At 55.1% G+C, this 21,324-nt stretch carries 20 protein-coding genes; 7 read left to right on the forward strand and 13 right to left on the reverse strand.

The genetic code is table 11. The features are described from left to right. Nucleotides 1-2: 2 nt before the first annotated feature. The 3 genes from sdhA to sdhC are packed head-to-tail and all read right to left on the reverse strand — an operon-like array spanning nucleotide 3 to nucleotide 2,499. Nucleotides 3-1,769, reverse strand: a complete 1,767-nt coding sequence (sdhA, locus tag H0248_RS09215; protein WP_039535911.1) for a succinate dehydrogenase flavoprotein subunit — start codon at nucleotides 1,767-1,769, stop codon at nucleotides 3-5. Continuing rightward, nucleotides 1,769-2,116: a succinate dehydrogenase membrane anchor subunit gene (gene sdhD / locus H0248_RS09220; protein WP_010284997.1), complete on the reverse strand. Its 348-nt coding sequence runs from the start codon at nucleotides 2,114-2,116 to the stop codon at nucleotides 1,769-1,771. The genes sdhA and sdhD overlap by 1 nt, the downstream gene beginning before the upstream one ends. Continuing rightward, on the reverse strand, nucleotides 2,110-2,499 hold the full coding sequence (sdhC, locus tag H0248_RS09225; protein WP_039275597.1) for a succinate dehydrogenase cytochrome b556 subunit: 390 nt from the start codon (nucleotides 2,497-2,499) through the stop codon (nucleotides 2,110-2,112). Before sdhC ends, sdhD begins: the two co-directional genes overlap by 7 nt. Before the next feature lie 672 nt (nucleotides 2,500-3,171). Here sdhC and H0248_RS09230 point away from each other — a divergent pair. Beyond that, nucleotides 3,172-4,458 carry a citrate synthase gene (locus tag H0248_RS09230; protein WP_180785727.1) on the forward strand — a complete coding sequence of 429 codons (1,287 nt, stop codon included), beginning with the start codon at nucleotides 3,172-3,174 and terminating at the stop codon, nucleotides 4,456-4,458. A 54-nt stretch (nucleotides 4,459-4,512) separates the two neighbouring features. On the opposite strand, the gene H0248_RS09235 is transcribed toward H0248_RS09230, so the two are convergent. From H0248_RS09235 to H0248_RS09280, 10 genes are all read right to left on the reverse strand, one after another. Then, on the reverse strand, nucleotides 4,513-4,938 hold the full coding sequence (locus tag H0248_RS09235) for a bleomycin resistance protein (RefSeq protein ID WP_039466589.1): 426 nt from the start codon (nucleotides 4,936-4,938) through the stop codon (nucleotides 4,513-4,515). Nucleotides 4,939-4,953: 15 nt separating this feature from the next. Further along, nucleotides 4,954-5,745: an endonuclease VIII gene (gene nei, locus H0248_RS09240; protein ID WP_180785728.1), complete on the reverse strand. Its 792-nt coding sequence runs from the start codon at nucleotides 5,743-5,745 to the stop codon at nucleotides 4,954-4,956. A gap of 43 nt (nucleotides 5,746-5,788) precedes the next feature. Next, nucleotides 5,789-6,436, reverse strand: coding sequence for a pyroglutamyl-peptidase I (pcp, locus tag H0248_RS09245; RefSeq protein ID WP_119874640.1), 648 nt, complete (start codon nucleotides 6,434-6,436; stop codon nucleotides 5,789-5,791). 29 nt (nucleotides 6,437-6,465) lie between these two features. Continuing rightward, entirely contained in the window at nucleotides 6,466-7,203 is a 738-nt protein-coding gene (gene pxpA / locus H0248_RS09250) for a 5-oxoprolinase subunit PxpA (RefSeq protein WP_180785729.1), read from the reverse strand. Beyond that, nucleotides 7,193-8,137 (reverse strand): 5-oxoprolinase subunit PxpC, encoded by a 945-nt coding sequence (pxpC, locus tag H0248_RS09255; protein ID WP_180785730.1) that lies wholly within the window; start codon nucleotides 8,135-8,137, stop codon nucleotides 7,193-7,195. The genes pxpA and pxpC overlap by 11 nt, the downstream gene beginning before the upstream one ends. Continuing rightward, nucleotides 8,131-8,787 (reverse strand): 5-oxoprolinase subunit PxpB, encoded by a 657-nt coding sequence (gene pxpB, locus H0248_RS09260; protein ID WP_104210322.1) that lies wholly within the window; start codon nucleotides 8,785-8,787, stop codon nucleotides 8,131-8,133. The genes pxpC and pxpB overlap by 7 nt, the downstream gene beginning before the upstream one ends. A 156-nt stretch (nucleotides 8,788-8,943) precedes the next feature. Then, on the reverse strand, nucleotides 8,944-9,687 hold the full coding sequence (locus H0248_RS09265) for a type 2 GTP cyclohydrolase I (RefSeq protein WP_180785731.1): 744 nt from the start codon (nucleotides 9,685-9,687) through the stop codon (nucleotides 8,944-8,946). Next, nucleotides 9,680-11,158, reverse strand: coding sequence for a deoxyribodipyrimidine photo-lyase (gene phrB / locus H0248_RS09270; RefSeq protein ID WP_180785732.1), 1,479 nt, complete (start codon nucleotides 11,156-11,158; stop codon nucleotides 9,680-9,682). Before phrB ends, H0248_RS09265 begins: the two co-directional genes overlap by 8 nt. Nucleotides 11,159-11,179: 21 nt before the next feature. After that, complete coding sequence (locus H0248_RS09275; protein WP_180785733.1) at nucleotides 11,180-12,139, reverse strand: YbgA family protein; 960 nt, start codon at nucleotides 12,137-12,139, stop codon at nucleotides 11,180-11,182. Between the two features lie 292 nt (nucleotides 12,140-12,431). Further along, entirely contained in the window at nucleotides 12,432-12,638 is a 207-nt protein-coding gene (locus H0248_RS09280) for a YbfA family protein (protein ID WP_039287864.1), read from the reverse strand. Nucleotides 12,639-13,059: 421 nt separating this feature from the next. Here H0248_RS09280 and kdpF point away from each other — a divergent pair, with 421 nt between their 5' ends. The 6 genes from kdpF to kdpE all read left to right on the forward strand — a co-directional run bounded on the left by kdpF (nucleotide 13,060) and on the right by kdpE (nucleotide 21,267). Next, the gene (kdpF, locus tag H0248_RS09285; protein ID WP_014914657.1) at nucleotides 13,060-13,149 is read left to right on the forward strand and encodes a K(+)-transporting ATPase subunit F; all 90 of its coding nucleotides are present in this window, start codon (nucleotides 13,060-13,062) and stop codon (nucleotides 13,147-13,149) included. Beyond that, a complete protein-coding gene (kdpA, locus tag H0248_RS09290) occupies nucleotides 13,149-14,837 on the forward strand; it encodes a potassium-transporting ATPase subunit KdpA (protein ID WP_180785734.1) in 1,689 nt (562 codons plus the stop codon). Before kdpF ends, kdpA begins: the two co-directional genes overlap by 1 nt. A 15-nt stretch (nucleotides 14,838-14,852) precedes the next feature. Next, a complete protein-coding gene (kdpB, locus tag H0248_RS09295) occupies nucleotides 14,853-16,997 on the forward strand; it encodes a potassium-transporting ATPase subunit KdpB (RefSeq protein ID WP_180785735.1) in 2,145 nt (714 codons plus the stop codon). Between the two features lie 18 nt (nucleotides 16,998-17,015). Next, nucleotides 17,016-17,591, forward strand: coding sequence for a potassium-transporting ATPase subunit KdpC (gene kdpC, locus H0248_RS09300; protein ID WP_180785736.1), 576 nt, complete (start codon nucleotides 17,016-17,018; stop codon nucleotides 17,589-17,591). Nucleotides 17,592-17,818: 227 nt separating this feature from the next. After that, nucleotides 17,819-20,581, forward strand: coding sequence for a two-component system sensor histidine kinase KdpD (gene kdpD, locus H0248_RS09305; protein WP_180785737.1), 2,763 nt, complete (start codon nucleotides 17,819-17,821; stop codon nucleotides 20,579-20,581). A 5-nt stretch (nucleotides 20,582-20,586) separates the two neighbouring features. Then, the gene (gene kdpE / locus H0248_RS09310; RefSeq protein WP_180785738.1) at nucleotides 20,587-21,267 is read left to right on the forward strand and encodes a two-component system response regulator KdpE; all 681 of its coding nucleotides are present in this window, start codon (nucleotides 20,587-20,589) and stop codon (nucleotides 21,265-21,267) included. The last annotated feature ends 57 nt before the right edge of the window (nucleotides 21,268-21,324 follow it).

A 21,324-nucleotide genomic window follows, 5' to 3' on the forward strand; every position in this document is an offset into this window, starting at 1 on the left:
AATTAATAAGTACGTACTTTCGGCGGGAACGCCGGACGCAGTTTAGGCTGCATGTTCACCTCACGGCGCGTCATGCTGTCGGTTTGCGGCAGATACAACGAATGGCACAGCCAATTTTCATCATCGCGCTCTGGGTAGTCGAAGCGACTGTGCGCGCCACGGCTTTCGGTACGGAAGTTAGCCGATACCGCCGTCGCATACGCGGTTTCCATCAGGTTATCCAGCTCCAGACACTCGATACGCTGGGTGTTGAACTCGCTTGACGTGTCATCCAAACGCGCATTTTTCAGGCGTTCACGAATCACTTTCAGCTCTTCCAAGCCTTTCGCCATCGCATCGCCTTCGCGGAAGACCGAGAAGTTGTTCTGCATACAGGATTGCAGCGCCTTGCGGATTTCAACCGGATCTTCCCCTGAACGGGTATTGTTCCAGCGGTTAAGACGGTCGAGGGAGGCTTCAATATCGGATTCGCTGGCATCACGACTTTCGCCCTGCTCGTTCAGTGACTCTTGCAGGTGGATGCCCGCTGAGCGACCAAATACCACCAGATCGAGCAGCGAGTTACCGCCGAGACGGTTAGCACCATGAACCGAGACACAGGCGATTTCACCCACGGCAAACAGCCCTGGAATCACTACATCTTCGCCTTTCTCATTCACCGTCAATGCTTGACCACTCACTTTGGTCGGGATACCGCCCATCATGTAGTGGCAGGTTGGGATAACCGGAATCGGTTCTTTCACCGGATCGACGTGAGCAAATGTGCGGGACAGCTCCAGAATGCCCGGCAGACGGGATTCCAGAACATCTTTACCCAGATGATCCAGTTTCAGCTTGGCATGTGGTCCCCACGGACCTTCACAGCCGCGGCCTTCACGAATTTCGATCATGATGGAACGGGCAACAACGTCACGACCAGCCAGATCTTTCGCGTTTGGCGCATAACGTTCCATGAAACGTTCACCGTGCTTGTTCAGCAGGTAACCGCCTTCACCACGGCAGCCTTCTGTCACCAGCACACCCGCACCAGCAATACCGGTCGGGTGGAACTGCCACATTTCCATGTCTTGCAACGGAACGCCCGCACGCAGTGCCATGCCCACGCCATCACCGGTATTAATGTGTGCGTTGGTGGTGGACTGGTAAATACGGCCTGCGCCGCCGGTCGCCAGCACGGTCGCTTTCGCTTTGAAATAGACCACTTCACCGGTTTCGATACAGATCGCCGTACAGCCGACCACCGCGCCATCCTGATTCTTCACCAGATCGAGGGCGTACCATTCGGAGAAAATAGTGGTGTGATTTTTCAGGTTCTGCTGATACAGCGTATGCAACAAGGCATGACCGGTACGGTCAGCGGCAGCCGCAGTACGCGCGGCCTGCTCGCCGCCAAAATTCTTGGATTGACCACCGAACGGACGCTGATAAATACTGCCATCATCCAGACGGGAGAAAGGTAATCCCATGTGTTCCAGTTCCAGAATTGCTTCCGGACCGGTTTTACACATATATTCAATAGCGTCCTGATCGCCAATGTAATCCGACCCTTTTACGGTATCGTACATGTGCCATTCCCAGTTGTCCTCATGGGTGTTGCCCAGCGCAACGGTAATACCGCCCTGCGCGGACACAGTATGGGAACGGGTTGGGAACACCTTCGATAACAGGGCACAGGACAGGCCCATTTGGGAAATTTGCAGCGCGGCGCGCATACCTGCGCCACCCGCCCCCACAACAACTGCATCAAACTCTCTGACTGGCAAATTCATCACGCACCCCACACCACAATAGTTCCATAAATGACGTACACCAACAACGCTACGACAATCGCCAACTGTAAAGTCAGACGTAAGGCCAGCGGTTTAATGTAGTCGGTCAGCACTTGCCACATCCCTATCCAGGCATGAACCAGAATGGAAAATAACGTTAGCAGTGTGAATACTTTGGTGAGAGCCATTGCGAAGAAACCACGCCAGATTTCATACGTGATGTCGCCAGCCGTAGCAATAAAACCAATAATATAAATTACATACAGAACAATGACGATGGCGGAAGCGCGAATCAGTAACCAATCGTGTACGCCATTGCGTCCTAACGCAGAAGCATTGCTTACCATACGAGGACTCCAGCCAGAATTGAAAGCACGACAGTAATAATAAAGGAGATATTTGCAGAACGCTTACCTGCGGCAAGGTCTTCTTCTATATAGCCAAAATCCATCAACAGGTGACGTATACCACCAACAATGTGATAAGCCAACGCGACAAGGATGCCCCAAACGATAAACTTGACGATGAAACTATCCATAATTTCCGCAGCACGCAGGAACCCTTCCTCTGAAGAAAGAGAAGTGCCTAACAGCCACAGTAAAATACCGACAGCGACAAAGGTGATAACGCCGGAGACGCGGTGAAGAATAGATGCTATCGCAGTAACGGGAAACTGGATCGTCTGCAATTCCAGATTGACAGGTCTTTGTTTTTTCACAGATTTGCCCACACAGCTTTTATTATTGTTTCTTCCTCCGGGCCTGATGTGAGGTCAGACAGTATGAAAGTTACAGCCCTGAAAAGTGGGTTTACGATACGCGCTCAAACATCGACATTCCGGTGTCTAAACAGCGCATGATCCTTTCATACTGGGTGCTCCTACTGCAGGGTGATTCCGGAGACCTGGCGGCAGTATAGGTCCTTCACATTCCCATTACAATTCCCATACAAACTGTTTGGTGACATTTGCCGCGAACAGTGATTTAGATCACGAATTTCACAATTTATATAAAATTAATTATCTGATTTGACAAAAGTTCAACATTTCAATTACAAATAGGGGATTGAATTCCTTATGATGTGTTAAAGCACAACGGCGACACTTCCACACTGGCGTAACTTATGTAACAGTGGGGAGAGTCCACGTAAAAATCATAGGTAATGACTACAATCTATTCAGAGCATAGTTAATTGCCTGAAGATCGCTAATTACCTGAAGATTGTTAATTACCTGGAGAACGAATTTTTCATCCTGAATGCGGCTATCCGCCTTACTCTGTATCCTATTTGACGACTGTGTCACGACAGAGTTTCACCGGTCATTCTTCACTCGCCGGTGCACAGGCATGACGGTATTTCTTCAGTGAGAATTTTTAAAATTAAAGCGCTAAGGAGACTGTAAATGGCTGATAAGAAAGCAACACTTACTCTAGAGGGTAAAGATCCAATTGAGCTAAATGTCCTATCAGGTACATTGGGGTATGATGAGATTGATATTCGTCCCCTCGGTTCTAAAGGTTACTTCACATTTGACCCCGGCTTTACCTCTACCGCATCTTGCGAATCCAAGATTACCTATATTGACGGTGACGAAGGCATCTTGCTACACCGTGGCTTCCCGATTGCCCAACTGGCTGAAAAATCGAATTATCTTGAAGTTTGTTACATCCTGCTGTTCGGTGAAGTCCCGACGGTAGAACAGTATGAAACCTTCAAAACCACCGTAACGCGTCACACCATGATCCATGAGCAGATTACTCGTCTGTTCCACGGTTTCCGTCGTGATTCACATCCAATGGCTGTGTTGTGCGGCGTCACGGGTGCACTGGCGGCGTTCTACCACGACTCGCTGGATATCAGCAACGAACGCCACCGTGAGATCGCGGCTTACCGCCTGCTGTCCAAAATGCCGACCGTTGCAGCAATGTGCTACAAATACTCACTGGGCCAGCCGTTTGTTTATCCGAAAAACAACCTGTCCTACGCGGGTAACTTCCTGCACATGATGTTCTCTACGCCTTGCGAAGAATATGTTGTGAATCCGGTGTTAGAACGTGCGATGGACCGTATCCTGATCCTGCATGCCGATCACGAGCAAAATGCCTCGACGTCTACCGTGCGTACTGCTGGCTCGTCTGGTGCGAACCCGTTTGCCTGTATCGCCGCGGGGATCGCCTCGCTGTGGGGACCGGCACACGGCGGCGCGAACGAAGCCTGCCTGCGTATGCTGGAAGAAATCAGCAGCGTGGAGCACATCCCTGCGTTTATCGAGCGTGCAAAAGACAAGAACGATTCCTTCCGCCTGATGGGCTTTGGTCACCGTGTGTACAAAAACCACGATCCGCGCGCTACCGTCATGCGTGAAACCTGCCATGAAGTGCTGAAAGAGCTGGGCAGAAAAGACGACCTACTGGAAGTGGCGATGGAGCTGGAAAATATCGCGCTGAACGACCCGTACTTCATCGAGAAGAAACTGTACCCGAACGTGGACTTCTACTCCGGTATCATCCTGAAAGCGATGGGTATTCCGTCTTCCATGTTCACCGTTATCTTCGCGATGGCACGTACCGTGGGCTGGATTGCACACTGGAACGAAATGCACGACGACGGCATCAAAATTGCCCGTCCACGTCAGCTGTACACCGGCTACGACAAACGTGATTTCAAATCCAATCTGAAACACGATTAATCCATTCCGTACGCATAAAAAAGGCCGGATTTTCCGGCCTTTTTTACAATTGCACTAAAGGGATGACTTACAACCTAAACTTTGCGTGAATCGCAATAAATAACCATCCGGATCCTGTACCAGAAAATTACTTTCCCCGTGATACACCTCATGATCGCGATACCAGCACGTATCCACCGGCCTGCGTAGCGTATAGCCAGCACGTTCAATCGCCGCCGCCAGCGCCTGAACATCCGGGCACTCAATCGATAAATTCATACCGCGGCCAAACGGCGGTTCTAACGGTTCAACACGCCAGGGTGATTCGGTTAAGTAATCCTGTTCCAGCATCAGTTGGCTCCCATGAAATGAAAGGAATGCGAACTTATCTTCAGGCCTGTCGTACTCAATCTGAAATCCCAAAACATGGCAATAAAACGCCAGACTCTTTTGTAGGTCAGAGACAATCATTTCTGGAATTAACGTATTCATTTTGCGCATAAATAACTCACATTATTACTTCTGGCAGTGCGGGCACCAATAGAACGGGCGTGATGACAGCATCGTTCTTTCGATGATCCCGCCGCAGCGCTCGCAGCGTTCCCCTTCTCGATGGAAAACCTTGAACGAAAAAATCGCCCCGTGATGTCGATTATCATCAACGGTGCCGCGCGTGTTGTAGGACAAACGGGGAATCTCCAGCAGCGCTCGACTTAACCTCTGCAACTGTTCCTCACTCAACTGCGCTGCCGTGTGTTGCGGTGCTAGCTGTGCCTGCCAGAGAATCTCGACGCGCAGATAATTCCCCAGCCCGGCGAGAAAAGCCTGATCCAGCAGCAGCCCACTGAACTGGCGACGGCGAAAGCGCGGTAATAACAGACGCTCACACACCTGTTCCGGCGTCAGTGAGAGATCCAAGACATCGGGGCCAATACGTTGCAGGAAAGGATGCGTCGAGAGCGTCTCCGGCGTCAGCATTTCAATATCGGACGCGCTGTAAAGCAGAATGGCGCGATCTTGCGTTTCCAGCCGGGCGCGCAAATCCCGTTTCGTTTCCGGCGACTCACCGGCATTCACGACTCGCCACACGCCATACAGTTGATTGTGGCTATACAACACCCGATCGTTGCTAAAATAGGTCAGCAGCGCCTTTCCGCGCGTGTCGATCTGCCTGACCTGCTGCCCAACCAATTCTGCCTCGTATGGCTTCAGTTCTGGAAACGCAAACCAGACACGCGTCAGCATTTTTCCCACTACAGCCTCAACCAGTTTATCGGCCGCCCGGCGAATTTCCGGTCCTTCCGGCATACCTTACTCCCTGAAAATCAGACGTATTGCGTGATTAATCACACTAGTGCAGAGCACCGCCAGTCACCGCCACATCAACCTGCTGCACCAGCGACTGCTTGATCATCACCTCCAGCGCCGCCGTGACTAGCGGCGTGGGCATGCTCGGTTCACCGGGGTGTCGCGCGGCCTGCTCCGGCGAATAGGGAATGTGAACGAATCCACCACGCACCACATCGCCCTGTTGATGTAGTTGATGTAAAAGCCCGTACATCACATGGTTGCAGACAAACGTCCCTGCGGTTTGCGATACCGAGGCGGGAATACCCGCTGCACGCAATGCCTGTACCAGCGCTTTCACCGGCAACGTCGAGAAATACGCCGCCGGCCCCTTTTCCACCACCGGCGTATCAATCGGCTGGTTACCTCGGTTATCAGCAATGCGGGCATCATTAATATTAATCGCCACGCGTTCGACAGAAATATCAGCACGGCCGCCTGCCTGCCCCACCGCGATCACCACTTCCGGCTGCCATTCTGCTATCGCGCGGTAAAGCTGTTCCAGCGACAGGTCGAAGACGCAAGATAAACGGCAGGCCACTACGCGCGCACCGCCAACTTCCCGCTGATGAAGGTCTTTTATCGCTTCCCAAGAGGGGTTAATCGCTTCGCCCTCGAAAGGCTCAAACGCCGTAATCAAAACGGTTTTCATCGGTTATCCCCGTCATATAAAAATAATAATTATGCCGCAGCAACAGCGATCTGATGCTGGCTAAAACAGTGTCGCAGCTTGCGGGCAAACAACAGCGCGTGTGGTCCATCGCCGTGAATACACACGGTATCCGCCTGCACGTTCACCCAGGAACCGTCAATCGATCTGACCCGCTGACGTTGAATCATCTCCAGCGTTTGCGCCAGCGCCAGTTCATCGCTGTTAATCAATGCCCCCGCCTGAGTGCGCGGCACCAGCGATCCGTCAGGCAGATAGCAGCGGTCGGCGAACACTTCCTGACGCGTCTCCAGCCCCAGCCGTTGTCCGGCACGAATTAACTCACTTCCCGCCAGACCGACTAAGCGTAACGCCGGATTCACCACTTTCACCGCCTTGGCTATCGCATCGGCCAGCGCTGGTTCGCATGCCGCCTGATTGTAAAGCATGCCGTGAGGCTTAACGTGCGACAGCGTGCCGCCTTCAGCAGCGACGATCGCACTGAGCGCGCCAAGCTGATACACCACCTGTGCAAAGACAATTTCCGCAGGCACATTCATCGCCTTGCGGCCAAAATTTTCACGATCGGGAAAACTCGGGTGTGCACCAAGAGCAACGCCATAGCCGATTCCCCAACGCACTGACTGGCGCATGGTTTGTGCATCACCGGCATGAAACCCACAGGCAATATTGGCAGAGGTCACCAGCTTGAGCAGCGCTTCGTCGTTCTCACTGCCTTCGCCCAGATCGGCATTCAGATCAATAATCATGCAGCCTCCACGCCAGCTGTTCGAGGTAACGTCGCTGTTCTTCGGCCGCTTTTTGCGCCTGTGCCTGCGTACAGTGAATAAAATGTATCGGTTCACCGAGCCGGATTTGCGCCAAATGGAATAAATCGGCTTCGATCACCGTCGCGATACGCGGGTAACCGCCGGTTGTCTGGGCATCCGCCAGCAGTACGATAGGGTGACCATTGTGCGGAACTTGCACCACGCCCGGCAGCAGCCCATGCGATGGCAGCTCGCGCGGTTTGCTACCCAGCAATGCGGCGCGCTGTAGTTCAGCGCCCAGTAAACGGTAACCCATGCGGTTACTTTGCGGGCTCAGTTGCCAAGACGTTCGCCAGAACAGCTCCTGCATCTCTTCGCTGAATTCCTGATATTCCGGCCCCGGCAAGGCCCGCACGCGATTGCCGAACAGCAGTTGCTTGATACCGACTTCTCGCGTCAGTTCACGAGTCGGCGTTCCCAGCGGAAGTTCATCGCCATCCCTCAGCAAGCGTCCGTCAAAACCCCCAAAACCGGCTTTCAAATCGGTACTGCGCGACCCAAGCGCTTCCGGCACATCCACACCGCCGGACAACGCCAAGTAGCTGCGCATTCCGTTACGCGGCATGCGCATTTTCAACGTTTGTCCTGGCTTCACCGCGAAACGCCAACCGGTCCAGAGCGGCTTGCCATCCAAGTCGGCATGGCAGTCCGCACCGGTCAGCGCCACCCAGCAGGCGGTGGTGAATGTTGCGGTAAACTTGCCCAGCGTAATTTCCAGCGCGGCGGCATTCTCCGCGTTGCCCACCAGCAGGTTGGCCATTGTCAGTGCAGGCAGATCGAGCGCGCCTGACTGGCTGATACCCAAACGGCGAAAGCCGACGCGACCGCCGTCCTGCACCGAAGTATGCAAGCCGGCATGGATAACCTTTAGCATACGCCCTCCTTCTGTGGCAGAAACCGAACGTTATCGCCAGGACGCAGCAGCGTTGGCGGCATCGTTTGTGGATTAAACAGCTTCAACGACGTGCGGCCAATCAGCTGCCAGCCACCCGGCGTCGCCAGAGGATAAATCCCCGTCTGCGCGCCACCAATCCCGACCGACCCCGCCGGCACGCGCAGGCGCGGTTCGGCACGACGCGGCATATGCAGCTTCTCGTTTAATCCACCGAGGTAGGCAAAGCCCGGCTGGAAGCCCAAAAAGTAGACCACGTACTGTGCGGCTGCGTGTGCTTCCACAACCTGACTCACTGTCAGGCCACTGTGAGCGGCAACGTCTGCCAGATCTGGCCCCGCTTCTCCGCCATACACAACAGGAATATCGATATCGCGTGGGTCAAACACCAGCGATTCACTTTCTTCCCACCAGCGCTGCAAACGTTCAATCGCATCCAACGCCACCTGCTGTGGATGCGCCAACAGCACCGTCAGATTGTTCATGCCCGGAATCGCTTCCAGCACCTCTTCATGATGATTCAGGCGCTCGGCAAGCCCCCATATCCGCTGCTGGCTCTCCAGCGACATTGGCGGTTCCAGTTCCAGAACGACAGCCCTCTCGCCCAGAAGATAACACCGTGCTCGTTGCAATCTTTCCTCCTGAATCGCGTTTTATCCGTCATGGTGAACATGGCTAAATGATTAGCGTTGCTTACTGATAAGTTTTCTTCTCAACAGCGAAGCAACAACGATGCCAATATCGAAAATGTGACATCATTCCTGTGCGATCCCAAGACTTTCAACCCATCACGCCGGGTTAGGAATATCAATAAATGTCACATCAAAACCATGCTGTGCCGCCAGCCATTCGCCCAACGCTTTGATGCCGCCGCGTTCGGTGGCATGGTGTCCGGCAGCAAAGAAGTGCAGCCCCATTTCGCGCGCGATATGAATCGTTTGCTCAGACACTTCACCGGTAATAAACGCATCGACCCCGAAGCGGGCCGCTTGTTCAATAAAACCCTGACCACCGCCAGTACACCAGGCCACGCGCTGTATCTGTTGCGGTGCATTATCCCCACAATGCAGCACGCTCCGCCCCAATCGTTTTTCTACACGGCGGCAAAAGGCATCTGCCGTCATGGGCTGCGCCAGTTCACCATACGGCACCAGCGGCTCAATTGCGCCCTGCACCTGAATCTCCAGCAGCGCCGCCAGCTGTGCGTTATTCCCCAGTTCCAGGTGTGCATCCAGCGGCAGATGGTAGCCGTACAGGTTGATATCATTGAGCAACAGCGTTTTCAGCCGGTTACGCTTCATGCCACAAACAATCTGCGGTTCGTTTTTCCAGAAATAGCCGTGATGAACCAGAATCGCATCGGCCTGCTTTTCTACCGCCGCATCCAGCAGCGCCTGTGAGGCCGTTACGCCCGTCACAATACGTTTTACGTCCGCACGCCCCTCAACCTGTAAACCGTTCGGTGCGTAGTCCTGAAACGTCGCCGTGCTCAGTTTCTCGTTAATGATTCTTTCCAATTCCACATTACGCATACTTACTTTTCTCTTCTCGATCGTTATCCGCCATACCGATATTTTTGGCCGCCTCAAACGCCGCCAGCGTATTCTGACGCGCGGTTTTATGGTCGACGATGGGCAGCGGATAGTTCAGCTGATGGTGGTGTTTGTCAGCCCAGCGATGGGGCTGATGAATATCTTTATCCGGCACGGCGGCCAGCTCGGGCAGCCAGTGACGAATAAACCGACCTTCAGGGTCGAAGCGCTCGCCCTGCGTTGTCGGGTTAAAAATACGAAAATAAGGTGCCGCATCGGTACCTGTCGACGCCGCCCACTGCCAGCCGCCGTTATTCGCCGCCAGATCGCCATCCAGCAGTTGCGACATAAAGTAGCGTTCGCCTTCGCGCCAATCGATCAGTAAATCTTTGACGAGAAAACTGGCGCAAATCATACGCAGGCGATTGTGCATCCATCCCGTTTCATTCAGTTGACGCATCGCTGCATCCACAATCGGGTAGCCCGTTTTTCCCTGCTGCCAGGCGGCTAAATTCTCCGGCGATTCTCGCCATTTCACCCACTGCGTCCATGCGGTGAACGGTCGGTGTTTACATAGCTGCGGCCAAGACACAATCAGGTGGCGGTAAAATTCACGCCAGACCAGCTCGTTAAACCAGGTAAACGCCCCGCCCTCACGCCGTTCCAACATCTCCGGGCATTCGGCACGCAGACGGTTAACGCACTGGCGCGGCGATACGATCCCAAGCGCCAGATACGGAGAAAGTTTGCTGGTGCCGGGCAACGCAGGAAAATCCCGCCGCTGGTCATAATCCTGCACCTGCTCGCGGCAAAAACGGCGCAGTTGCTGCAACGCCGCGCGTTCCCCACAGGGGAAATCATCGCTATCCACCTCACGCTGCGGGTAGCTGAACGGTACCAGTTCCACTGTGTTATTGATCGGCTCACCGCGCGCGTCTGGTGCCGGTACGCACGTCGTATCCGACTCCAGCAGACGTTTGATAAAAGCCTGACGAAAGGGCGTAAACACTTTGTACATCTCGCCATTACCCGTCAGCACGCTACCCGGCGGTAACAACAGGCTGTCATGATAACCGTGACAAACCACGCTATCGGCCAACCGATCTTTCACCTGCTTATCACGCAGCCGCTCGTTGATTTCATATTGGTAATTGTAGAAAAGATCGGTCACCTGCTGCTGTGCACAAAACTGTACCAGCCAGTCAACCGATGCCGCAAAATCAGCACATTCGTGGTAATGCAGCGGGATGCCTTTCTCGGCCAGCACATGCTGCACCAACCTCAGGTTCTCCAGCAGAAAGGCCGCCTGACGCGGTGCCATATCGTGCTTTTCCCACTGCGCCGGCGTGGCGATAAAAACCGCCAGCACGGTGGCATTTGGATCCTGACAGGCCGCGTGCAGCGCCAGATTATCGGTAACGCGCAGATCGTTGCGTAGCCAGACTACATGTGTAACGGCATGCGTGGTCATGAAATTCCTCGGGCGGTGAAACTAGTGTCCGTAACGCAGGCGCAATGCCTCGGGGTACGGCTCAAAGTAACGCTGCTGAGCCAGATACGCATCGGGGTATTCCGCCATGTAATGTTTTAACAACGTGATAGGTGCCAGCAGCGGCTGCAAACCCTGTCGATAGCGATCGATGAGCTGCGCCAGTTCCTGTCGCTGTTGAGAATTAAGCTGGCGTCGGAAGTAGCCCTGCACGTGCATCAACACATTGGTGTGATTGCGCCGCGTCGCAGGCGTCGACAATAGCTTCATCAACCGCTTCCGGTATTCAACGATGTAGTCTTCCAGCGATTCCCACTTATCGATCCCCGCAACAAACGGCCCTAACTCGCGGTATTCCGGCTGGGAATGTGCCAACAGCAGGAGTTTATAGCGGCTATGAAAGGCAATCAGCGCACCACGGCTCAGCCCGTTTTGCCATAGCTGATTCAGTTCGTGTAACGCATAAACGCGCTCAATGAAATTTTCCCGCAAACCGGGATCCTGCAGGCGTCCGTCTTCCTCAACCGGTAGCCAAGGCATTTGCCGCATCAGCTCCTGTGTAAATAAGCCGATACCACTTTTACGCGCATCCTTTTGCGTTTCATTGTAAACCTTCACACGCTCCATACCGCAGCTCGGCGATTTAGCACAGACGATATAACCGCATAAGTGCTGAAGCTGGCTGACTTTTTCAGCGGAAAACTCCGCCATCTGTTGGGTAACATCCAGCGGCGAACCATTGCTGGCACGCATCGTGATATGGTTTTCCCCTTCTCGCACCAGCCTGAGAGCCGGACGCGGCACCGGTAAACCAATCGCCATTTCTGGGCAGACCGGCTCAAAACGAAAATAGGGTGTCAGTTGTTCAGCAGCAAACGTCAAACGCTTGTGTCCGCCATCAAATCGCACGGGACTACCGAGCAAACAGGCGCTGATACCAACAGGGATGAGTTCGAGCGTCATGATTTATCCTTATACCCGTCATATTTCATTCAAGTTGTACGTGTGTTGGCATTCTACAAACGCTCTTATCAGCATAGCGGATTTCACCACGATTCTGTGCAGTCGCAGCGAAGAATAAAGGAATAAATCATGAGATTGGGAAGAAATAATGGCAGAGCAGGCAGGAAGGGAAATGGGTAAATCTCGTCAAGCATCTTTAAACCGATCCTTCACCGGTTCATTTTTCGTGTTTATCTGCCATCCCCGTTTTAGGGATACCGCAGATAGACACGAGAGACCTTATATGCAGGCCTTAATAAAAATCGCAGGCGGCGGCTTCGGACTGCGCCATCCACACGGGTTTATCGCTGGTTTTCAGCCAGACGCGGTGTAAATAGCTGTAAAAACGCGCCCGATCGCGACGGAACAGCATCACCGGTAACGCCAGCACGCCGACGGCAACCACGGCAGCGCGACGCAGGAGAATACGGTGCAAGGGATAAGTAGTATAAAGCGACATAACGATCCTCCTCTGGGATAAGCCCCCTTGTTCAGCGGCGCTTTTCATAACGATAAAATAAGAACTGTGACATTGGTTAAAATTTTACCGCCTTTTCTGAAAGTTTACTACTCATCTGACCAGTAAAAGATGAAATAATCGCCAATTTTTTCGTCATCATGTTATTAAGTTACAGTAACGTTAAAAATAAACTTACCAGTAGTTAATTTATGGTTTTAGATTGGATCACTTTATTCCTTTCTCTTGATCCCACCTTCCCACCGCAAACGATGTTGTTGGCACCGTAGTGCCATTACCGCTTCCACCGTCTACTTTTCAGCCCATTTTTATACTTTTTTTACGCCCACAGACGGGAAATTTGCACCTTCTTTTCCTGCGTTTTTCTACCCTGACGCTGTCTATTTTGTTCTGGAGGTGTGTTGTGACGCTTAGCATCGTCTTAGGCGGCCTGCTCGTGCTGCTGTTACTGGTCTATCTGGTTTATGCCTTGTTGAAGGCGGAGGAATTCTGATGGCCGCTGACGCTTTTCTACTGATCTTTGGGCTGCTGCTCACGGTACTGATCGTAGCCCAGTCGCTGGGCAGCGGACTGGCCCGCCTGATTGAGGGAGAAACGGGTGCACTCCTGCAAAAGTTTGAAGCAGGAACGGTGCGCCTTTTCGCTTTCGATACGACGGAGATGCGCTGGCAGCAGTATGCGGCGGCTCTTCTGACGCTTAACCTGATCGGCATTGCCGTCCTGTTTGTCCTGTTAATGGCGCAGGGGCTTCTGCCGCTTAACCCAGAAAATATGCCAGGGTTGTCGTGGCATTTGGCGTTAAACACGGCAATCAGCTTTGTCACCAACACCAACTGGCAAGCTTACAGCGGTGAAAACACGCTCAGCTATCTGAGCCAGATGGCTGGTCTAACGGTACAAAACTTCCTGTCTGCCGCCAGCGGCATCGCCGTCGCTTTCGCGTTAATCCGCGCGTTTTCCCGCCGCTGTGTCGACACGTTGGGCAACGCGTGGCTCGATCTGTTTCGTATCACGCTGTATGTGCTGCTGCCGCTGTCCCTGCTGTTGGCGCTGTTTTTTGTCAGTCAGGGCGTGTTGCAGAACCTGCTGCCTTACCAGCATCTGACCACGCTGGACGGCGCAGCCCAAACGCTGCCGATGGGGCCTGTTGCCTCACAGGAAGCCATTAAACTGTTGGGCACCAACGGCGGCGGTTTCTTTGGTGCTAACTCGTCACACCCGTTTGAAAACCCGACCGCGCTGAGCAACAGCGTGCAAATGCTGGCGATCCTGCTGATCCCTACCGCGCTGTGTTTCGCCTTTGGCAACGCCGTGAGCGACAAGCGTCAGGGCCACGCGCTGCTGTGGGCGATGGCGCTGATCTTTATCGTCGCCGCTGCCGTGGTGATGAAAATGGAGGTCAACGGTAACCCGCATCTGCTGGCATTAGGCGCGGACAGCGCTGCAAATCTGGAAGGGAAAGAGACGCGTTTTGGCGTTCTGACGTCCAGCCTGTATGCGGTTGTCACCACGGCTACCTCGACAGGTGCGGTGAACGCCATGCACGACTCTTTCACCGCCCTCGGCGGCATGGTTCCCATGTGGCTGATGCAAATTGGCGAAGTGGTGTTCGGCGGTGTCGGTTCTGGCCTGTACGGCATGCTGCTGTTCGTGCTTCTGACCGTTTTTATTGCCGGCCTGATGATTGGCCGCTCGCCGGAATATCTGGGCAAAAAGATCGAAGTCTACGAGATGAAGATGACGGCACTGGCGATTCTTATTCCTCCTGCGTTAGTGCTGCTCGGCACGGCGCTGGCGCTGAGTACGGAAGCTGGGCGCAGCGGCATTCTGAACCCCGGCGCGCACGGCTTTAGCGAAGTGCTCTATGCCTTTTCCTCTGCCGCGAACAACAACGGCAGCGCGTTTGCCGGCCTGAGCGTCAACACGCCGTTCTATAACGTGCTGCTCGCTGTCGCCATGCTGCTGGGCCGCTTTGCCGTCATGATCCCCGTGCTGGCTATCGCCGGTTCGCTGGTCGTGAAAAAGCGCCAGCCGGAAAGCAAAGGTTCATTGTCCACCCGCAGTCCGCTATTTATCGGCATGCTCATCGCTATCGTCCTGCTGATTGGCGCACTGACGTTTATCCCTGCACTGGCGTTAGGGCCAGTCGCTGAACATTTACAGTTCGGCCTGACTCACTAAGGCTGGAGACTTTTTATGACTCGTCACACGATGAATCATCAGGCAACACAGGAACCGACTTCTGCCCAGCAGGGCGAGGCTTCCCGCCACGTTGGCAAACGTAAACAGCAAGCGCTGTTTGACAGAGCGTTAATCCGCTCGGCGCTGAAAGATGCGCTGAAGAAACTCGATCCGCGTGTACAGTGGCGCAATCCGGTCATGTTCGTGGTGTATCTCGGCAGTATGCTGACCACCCTCGTCTGGCTGGCGATTCTGGCCGGTAAAACGGAAGGGAACGCCGTGTTTACCGGACTGGTATCACTCTGGCTGTGGTTTACCGTGCTGTTCGCCAACATGGCCGAAGCGCTGGCCGAAGGTCGCAGTAAGGCGCAGGCAAATGCGCTGAAAGGCGTCAAGAAAACCAGTTGGGCTAACAAGCTCGCCGCACCGCATCACGATGCCAGTTCAGAGTCGGTGCCAGCCGACAGCCTGCGCAAGGGCGATATTGTACTGGTGAGCGCGGGTGAAACCATTCCATGCGACGGTGAGGTGCTGGAAGGCGGCGCATCCGTCGATGAAAGCGCCATCACCGGAGAATCCGCGCCAGTGATCCGCGAGTCCGGCGGCGATTTCGCCTCCGTCACCGGCGGCACGCGCGTGCTGTCCGACTGGCTGGTGATTCAGTGCAGCGTCAATCCCGGCGAAACCTTCCTCGACCGGATGATTGCCATGGTCGAAGGGGCGCAGCGCCGGAAAACGCCAAACGAGATCGCGCTGACCATTTTGCTGATCGAGCTGACACTTATTTTCCTGCTGGTAACGGCCACGCTCTACCCGTTTTCCTGGTTCGGCGTACAGGCGAATCACAGCGGCGATGTTGTCGGCGTGACTGTACTTGTCGCCCTGCTCGTCTGTCTGATCCCCACCACCATCGGCGGCCTGCTGTCGGCCATCGGCGTGGCTGGGATGAGCCGGATGCTGGGCGCTAACGTGATTGCCACCAGCGGGCGTGCCGTCGAAGCGGCGGGCGATATTGACGTTCTGCTGCTGGATAAAACCGGCACCATTACGCTGGGCAACCGTCAGGCTTCGGCTTTCCTGCCCGCACTGGGGGTGACCGAACAGGCGCTGGCTGACGCTGCGCGTCTTGCCTCCTTAGCCGATGAAACGCCCGAAGGCCGCAGCATCGTGGTGCTGGCGAAGCAACGCTTTACTCTGGCGGAACAAGACTTAACGTCGCTGGACGCGACTTTTGTCCCCTTTACCGCTCAGACACGTATGAGTGGCGTCAATGTTGGTCAGCGCACCATTCGTAAAGGTGCCGTCGATGCCCTGCGCCGCTACATTGAAGCGAACAACGGCGACTTCCCGCATCAGGTCGAAGAAGCGGTCTCCAACGTCGCACGCAGCGGGGGGACGCCGCTGGTCGTTGCAGAAGGCAAGCGCGTGCTTGGCGTGGTGGAACTGAAAGATATCGTGAAAAGCGGTATCAAAGAGCGCTTTGCCGAGCTGCGCAATATGGGGATCAAAACCGTGATGATCACCGGCGACAACCCGCTCACGGCAGCGGCGATTGCCGCAGAAGCCGGCGTCGATGATTTTCTGGCGGAAGCGACGCCGGAAACCAAGCTGGCGCTGATTCGCCAGTATCAGGCCGAAGGGCGGCTGGTGGCGATGACGGGTGACGGCACGAACGATGCCCCCGCGCTGGCACAGGCCGATGTGGCGGTGGCCATGAACTCCGGCACGCAGGCAGCAAAGGAAGCGGGCAACATGGTTGATTTGGACTCCAATCCAACCAAGCTGATCGAAGTCGTGCACATCGGTAAGCAGATGCTGATGACGCGGGGCTCGCTGACCACGTTCAGTATCGCCAACGACGTGGCGAAGTATTTCGCCATTATCCCAGCGGCTTTTGCTGCCACCTATCCGCAGCTCAATGCGCTCAACGTGATGCAGTTGCATTCCCCCACCTCGGCCATGCTGTCGGCGGTGATCTTCAATGCGCTGATTATCGTGTTTCTGATCCCGCTGGCGCTCAAAGGGATTCGCTATCGACCTATGAGTGCCGCGGCGCAGTTAAGCCGCAATCTGTGGCTTTATGGTCTTGGCGGGCTGCTGGTACCGTTCCTCGGTATCAAGCTGATTGATATGTTGCTGATTGGGCTGAATCTGGCTTAAGGACTGACGGTATACGTTATGCGCTATTTACGTTCTTCTTTGTTTTTATTCTTATTATTGCTGCTGGTTACCGGTCTGGCCTACCCGCTACTGACAACGGTGCTGGCACAGTGGCTGTTCCCAACACAGGCAAACGGATCGCTGATTTACCGTGAGAATACCGCCGTGGGGTCATCCCTGATCGGGCAGGCGTTCAGTCGGGCGGGCTATTTTCAGGGGCGTCCGTCCGCCACGTCAGATACGCCTTATAACGCGCTGGCATCCGGCGGTAGCAATCTGACCGCCAGCAATCCGGCGCTGGACAAACAGATCGCTGAACGCGCCGCTCACTGGCATCAGGCGGTTGGCAATCAGCAGCCGGTGCCTGCTGAACTGTTGACGGCATCCGGCAGCGGCCTGGATCCACAGATTTCCCCAGAAGCCGCGCGCTATCAGGCGCTCTACATCGCGCAGGCCAGAGGAATGTCGCTCCAGCAGGTGCAGCAACTGATCGATCGCTTTACCGAAACGAGTAAGCCCGCGTTCATTGGGCAGCCGGCGGTCAATGTCCTGTTGCTGAATCTGGCACTGGATAAGGAAAAACCCCTGCCTTAATCGGCAGTGCGTTACTATTAATCATCATACCCGTCATACTTCAAGCTGCTTGTGCGTTGGCTGCCCTTACTCACCCCAGTCACTTACTTGTGTAAGCTCCTGGGGATTCGCGCGGTTGCCGCCTTCATGCAACTCGAATTATTTAGGGTATATACGGGGAGCCAGGCTCCCCGCCGTCTTTGCTGCGGCCTGACCACGCTTCAGGCCGCGCTAATAAGGGATAGAACATGATTGACGGTGAAGATCGTCGCCCGGATCCCGATAGCCTGCTGGCTCAGGTCGGTGTGCCACCGCGCGGCAAGCTGAAGATCTTTTTTGGTGCCTGCGCGGGCGTCGGGAAAACCTATGCCATGTTGCAGGAAGCCCAGCGGCTACGCGCTCAAGGATTGGATATCCTTGTCGGCGTGGTCGAAACCCACGGCCGTAGCGAAACCGCTGCGCTGCTGGATGGCTTACCGCTGCTGCCGCTCAAGCATTTTCGCCACCATGGTCGCCATACTGTCGAATTCAATCTGGATGCAGCACTGGCGCGCTGTCCGGCGCTGATTCTGATCGACGAACTGGCGCACAGTAACGTAAACGGCTCTCGCCACCCAAAACGCTGGCAGGACGTGCAGGAACTGCTCGATGCCGGTATCGACGTCTTTACCACAGTGAACGTTCAGCATCTGGAAAGCCTGAACGATGTGGTCGGCGGCGTCACGGGGATTAGGGTACGGGAAACCGTACCAGACCCGATTTTCGATCAGGCCAGCGAAGTGATTTTGGTAGACCTGCCGCCGGACGATCTACGCCAGCGCCTGAATGAGGGCAAAGTATATCTGCCGCTACAGGCCGAGCGCGCCATCGAGAATTTTTTCCGTAAAGGTAATTTGATCGCCCTGCGTGAGCTGGCGCTGCGGCGCATGGCGGATCGGGTTGACGATCAAATGCGCGCCATGCGTGCCGGAAAAGGACGCGAACAGGTCTGGCATACACGCGATGCCATTCTGTTATGCATCGGCCACGGCACGGGTAATGAAAAACTGGTGCGTACGGCTGCGCGGCTGGCGGCACGGTTGGGTAGCGCCTGGCACGCCGTTTACGTCGAAACCCCACGTCTGCACCGCTTGCCTGAACCGCAGCGGCGCGCCATCTTGCGGGCGCTCAAGCTGGCACAGGATTTAGGGGCAGAGACCGTTACGCTGTCAGAACCCGACGAAGAGCTTGCCGTACTGCGCTATGCGCGTGAGCACAACCTCGGCAAGATCGTTATTGGCCGCCATGTAGAGCAGCGCTTCGGCTGGTGGTGGCGGACCCGCTTTGCCGAACGACTCGGCCGACTGGGACCGGATCTCGATCTGGTTGTGGTGGCCGTGCAGGATGGCGCACCAGCCACACCGATTAAAACGCCTGATGCTCGCGGGATAGTAGAAAAATGGCGTATGCAACTGTTTGGCTGCGGGCTCGCCACGCTGCTGTGCGCCTTTATCACCCTGCTCGCGTCATGGTCGCCGTTCGCCATGCTAGAGCCGGTCAATCTGGTGATGATTTATCTGCTGGCCGTTGTGATCGTCGCGCTCTTCTTTGGCCGCTGGCCGTCGGTGTTCGCCGCCGTCATCAACGTCGCCAGTTTCGATCTTTTCTTTATTCTACCGCGCGGCACGTTTGCCGTGTCGGATGCGCAATATCTGGTCACCTTTGCCGTGATGCTTGGCGTCGGTCTGCTGGTCGGTAATCTGACCGCTGGCGTGCGCTATCAGGCCAGAGTCGCCCGCTATCGCGAGCAGCGCGTCCGCCATCTGTATGAGATGTCCAAGGCGCTGAACCGCAGCCTGTCCAGCGCCGATATTGTTGAAGCCAGCCAGCATTTTCTCAGCACGACGTTTCAGGCCAGAATCGTGGTTCTGCTCGCCGATAGCCTGCATCATACGTCCTCTGAACTCGCACAGCCCGCGCGGGACGGTCAGCAGTTGATTGTCGATCGTGCTATCGCCCGCTGGAGCTTCGATCATCGCGCGCCGGCCGGCGCAGGGACATCCACCCTGCCCGGCGTGTCGTATCAGATCCTGCCGCTCGCCACCACACAACAAATCTTCGGCGTGCTAGCGATCGAGCCCAATAACGCCCGCCAACTGATGATCCCCGAACAGCAGCGCCTGCTGGAAACCTTTACCGTGCTGATCGCCAATGCGTTGGAGCGTCTACATCTGATGCAAAGTACGGAAAATGCCCGTCTGGATGCCGAGCGTGAGCAGTTGCGTAACTCGCTACTTGCCGCACTCTCGCACGACCTCCGCACGCCGCTGACCGTCCTTTTTGGTCAGGCCGAGATTCTGACGTTGAATCTGGCAAGCGAAGGGTCGCCTTATGCCCACCAGGCCAACCAGATTCGCCAGCACATTTTAAACACCACGCGGCTGGTGAATAATCTGCTCGATATGGCACGCATTCAGTCGGACGGCTTTAACCTGCGCAAAGAGTGGCAAACGCCGGAGGAACTCATCGGCAGTGCACTGCAACAGTTGGAAAGCGCACTGGCGAAAAACACCATTCAGGTTAATCTACCTGATGAGATGGTTCTGGTTTATTGTGATGCGGGGCTGATGGAACGCGTGTTCATTAACCTGCTGGAGAATGCGCTGAAGTACGCTGGAGAGCAGGCCACGATCGCGATTTCAGCGAGCGTTATTCCCACCAGCCTTATTGCAGAGAACACAGCCTCGCAGCCCGATACGCAGGAAAATGCTTTGGAAATCATCGTGCAGGACAATGGCCCGGGGATTGAACCTGGTCAAGAAAACATGATTTTTGATAAATTTTCCCGTGGTCACAAAGAGTCATCGATTCCCGGCGTGGGGCTGGGGCTGGCGATCTGTCGGGCAATTGTGGAAATTCACGGTGGCCGTATCTGGGCGACGAATGCGGAAAGCGGCGGTGCCGCTTTCCACTTCACGCTACCGCTGTCGGCACCGCCGGATCTCGAACCGGAAGATATTGAGGAGCACTGAATCCATTGCAGGCCACTATTCTGATCGTTGAGGATGAAAAAGAGATCCGTCGTTTTGTTCGTCAGGCCCTGGAAGGCGAAGGCTGTCGCGTGTTTGACGCAGAAACGATGCAGCGCGGTTTGCTGGAAGCGGCCACGCGTAAGCCCGATCTGATTATTCTCGATTTGGGCCTGCCGGACGGCAACGGTATCGACTACATCCGCGATTTACGCCAGTGGAGCAGCCTGCCCGTGATTGTGCTGTCTGCCCGCACCGACGAGCAGGATAAAATAGACGCACTGGATGCAGGTGCCGATGATTATCTGACGAAACCGTTCGGCATCGGCGAACTGCTGGCACGGTTGCGCGTCGCGCTGCGACGTCATAGCAATACACCGCAGGAAACGCCGCTGGTGAGCTTCAGTAATATTACTGTCGATTTACTTAATCGGCAGGTGAGTCGCGACGGTCAGGAACTGCACCTGACGCCCATCGAATTTCGCCTGCTGGCAACGCTGCTCGCCAACCCCGGCAAAGTGCTGACGCAACGCCAGCTCCTGACGCAGGTTTGGGGGCCGAACGCCGTCGAGCATAGCCACTATCTGCGCATTTATATGGGGCACCTGCGCCAGAAGCTGGAAAGCGATCCGGCGAGACCACGCCATCTCTTGACTGAAACCGCTATCGGCTATCGTTTTATGCCGTAAAATCCTCCTCCTGTATCGGGTAACGTCCGTGGAGAACCGCTTCCGCAGTACACACCT

The sequence above is a fragment of the Pectobacterium brasiliense genome (assembly GCF_013449685.1).
Taxonomy (GTDB): domain Bacteria; phylum Pseudomonadota; class Gammaproteobacteria; order Enterobacterales; family Enterobacteriaceae; genus Pectobacterium; species Pectobacterium brasiliense_A.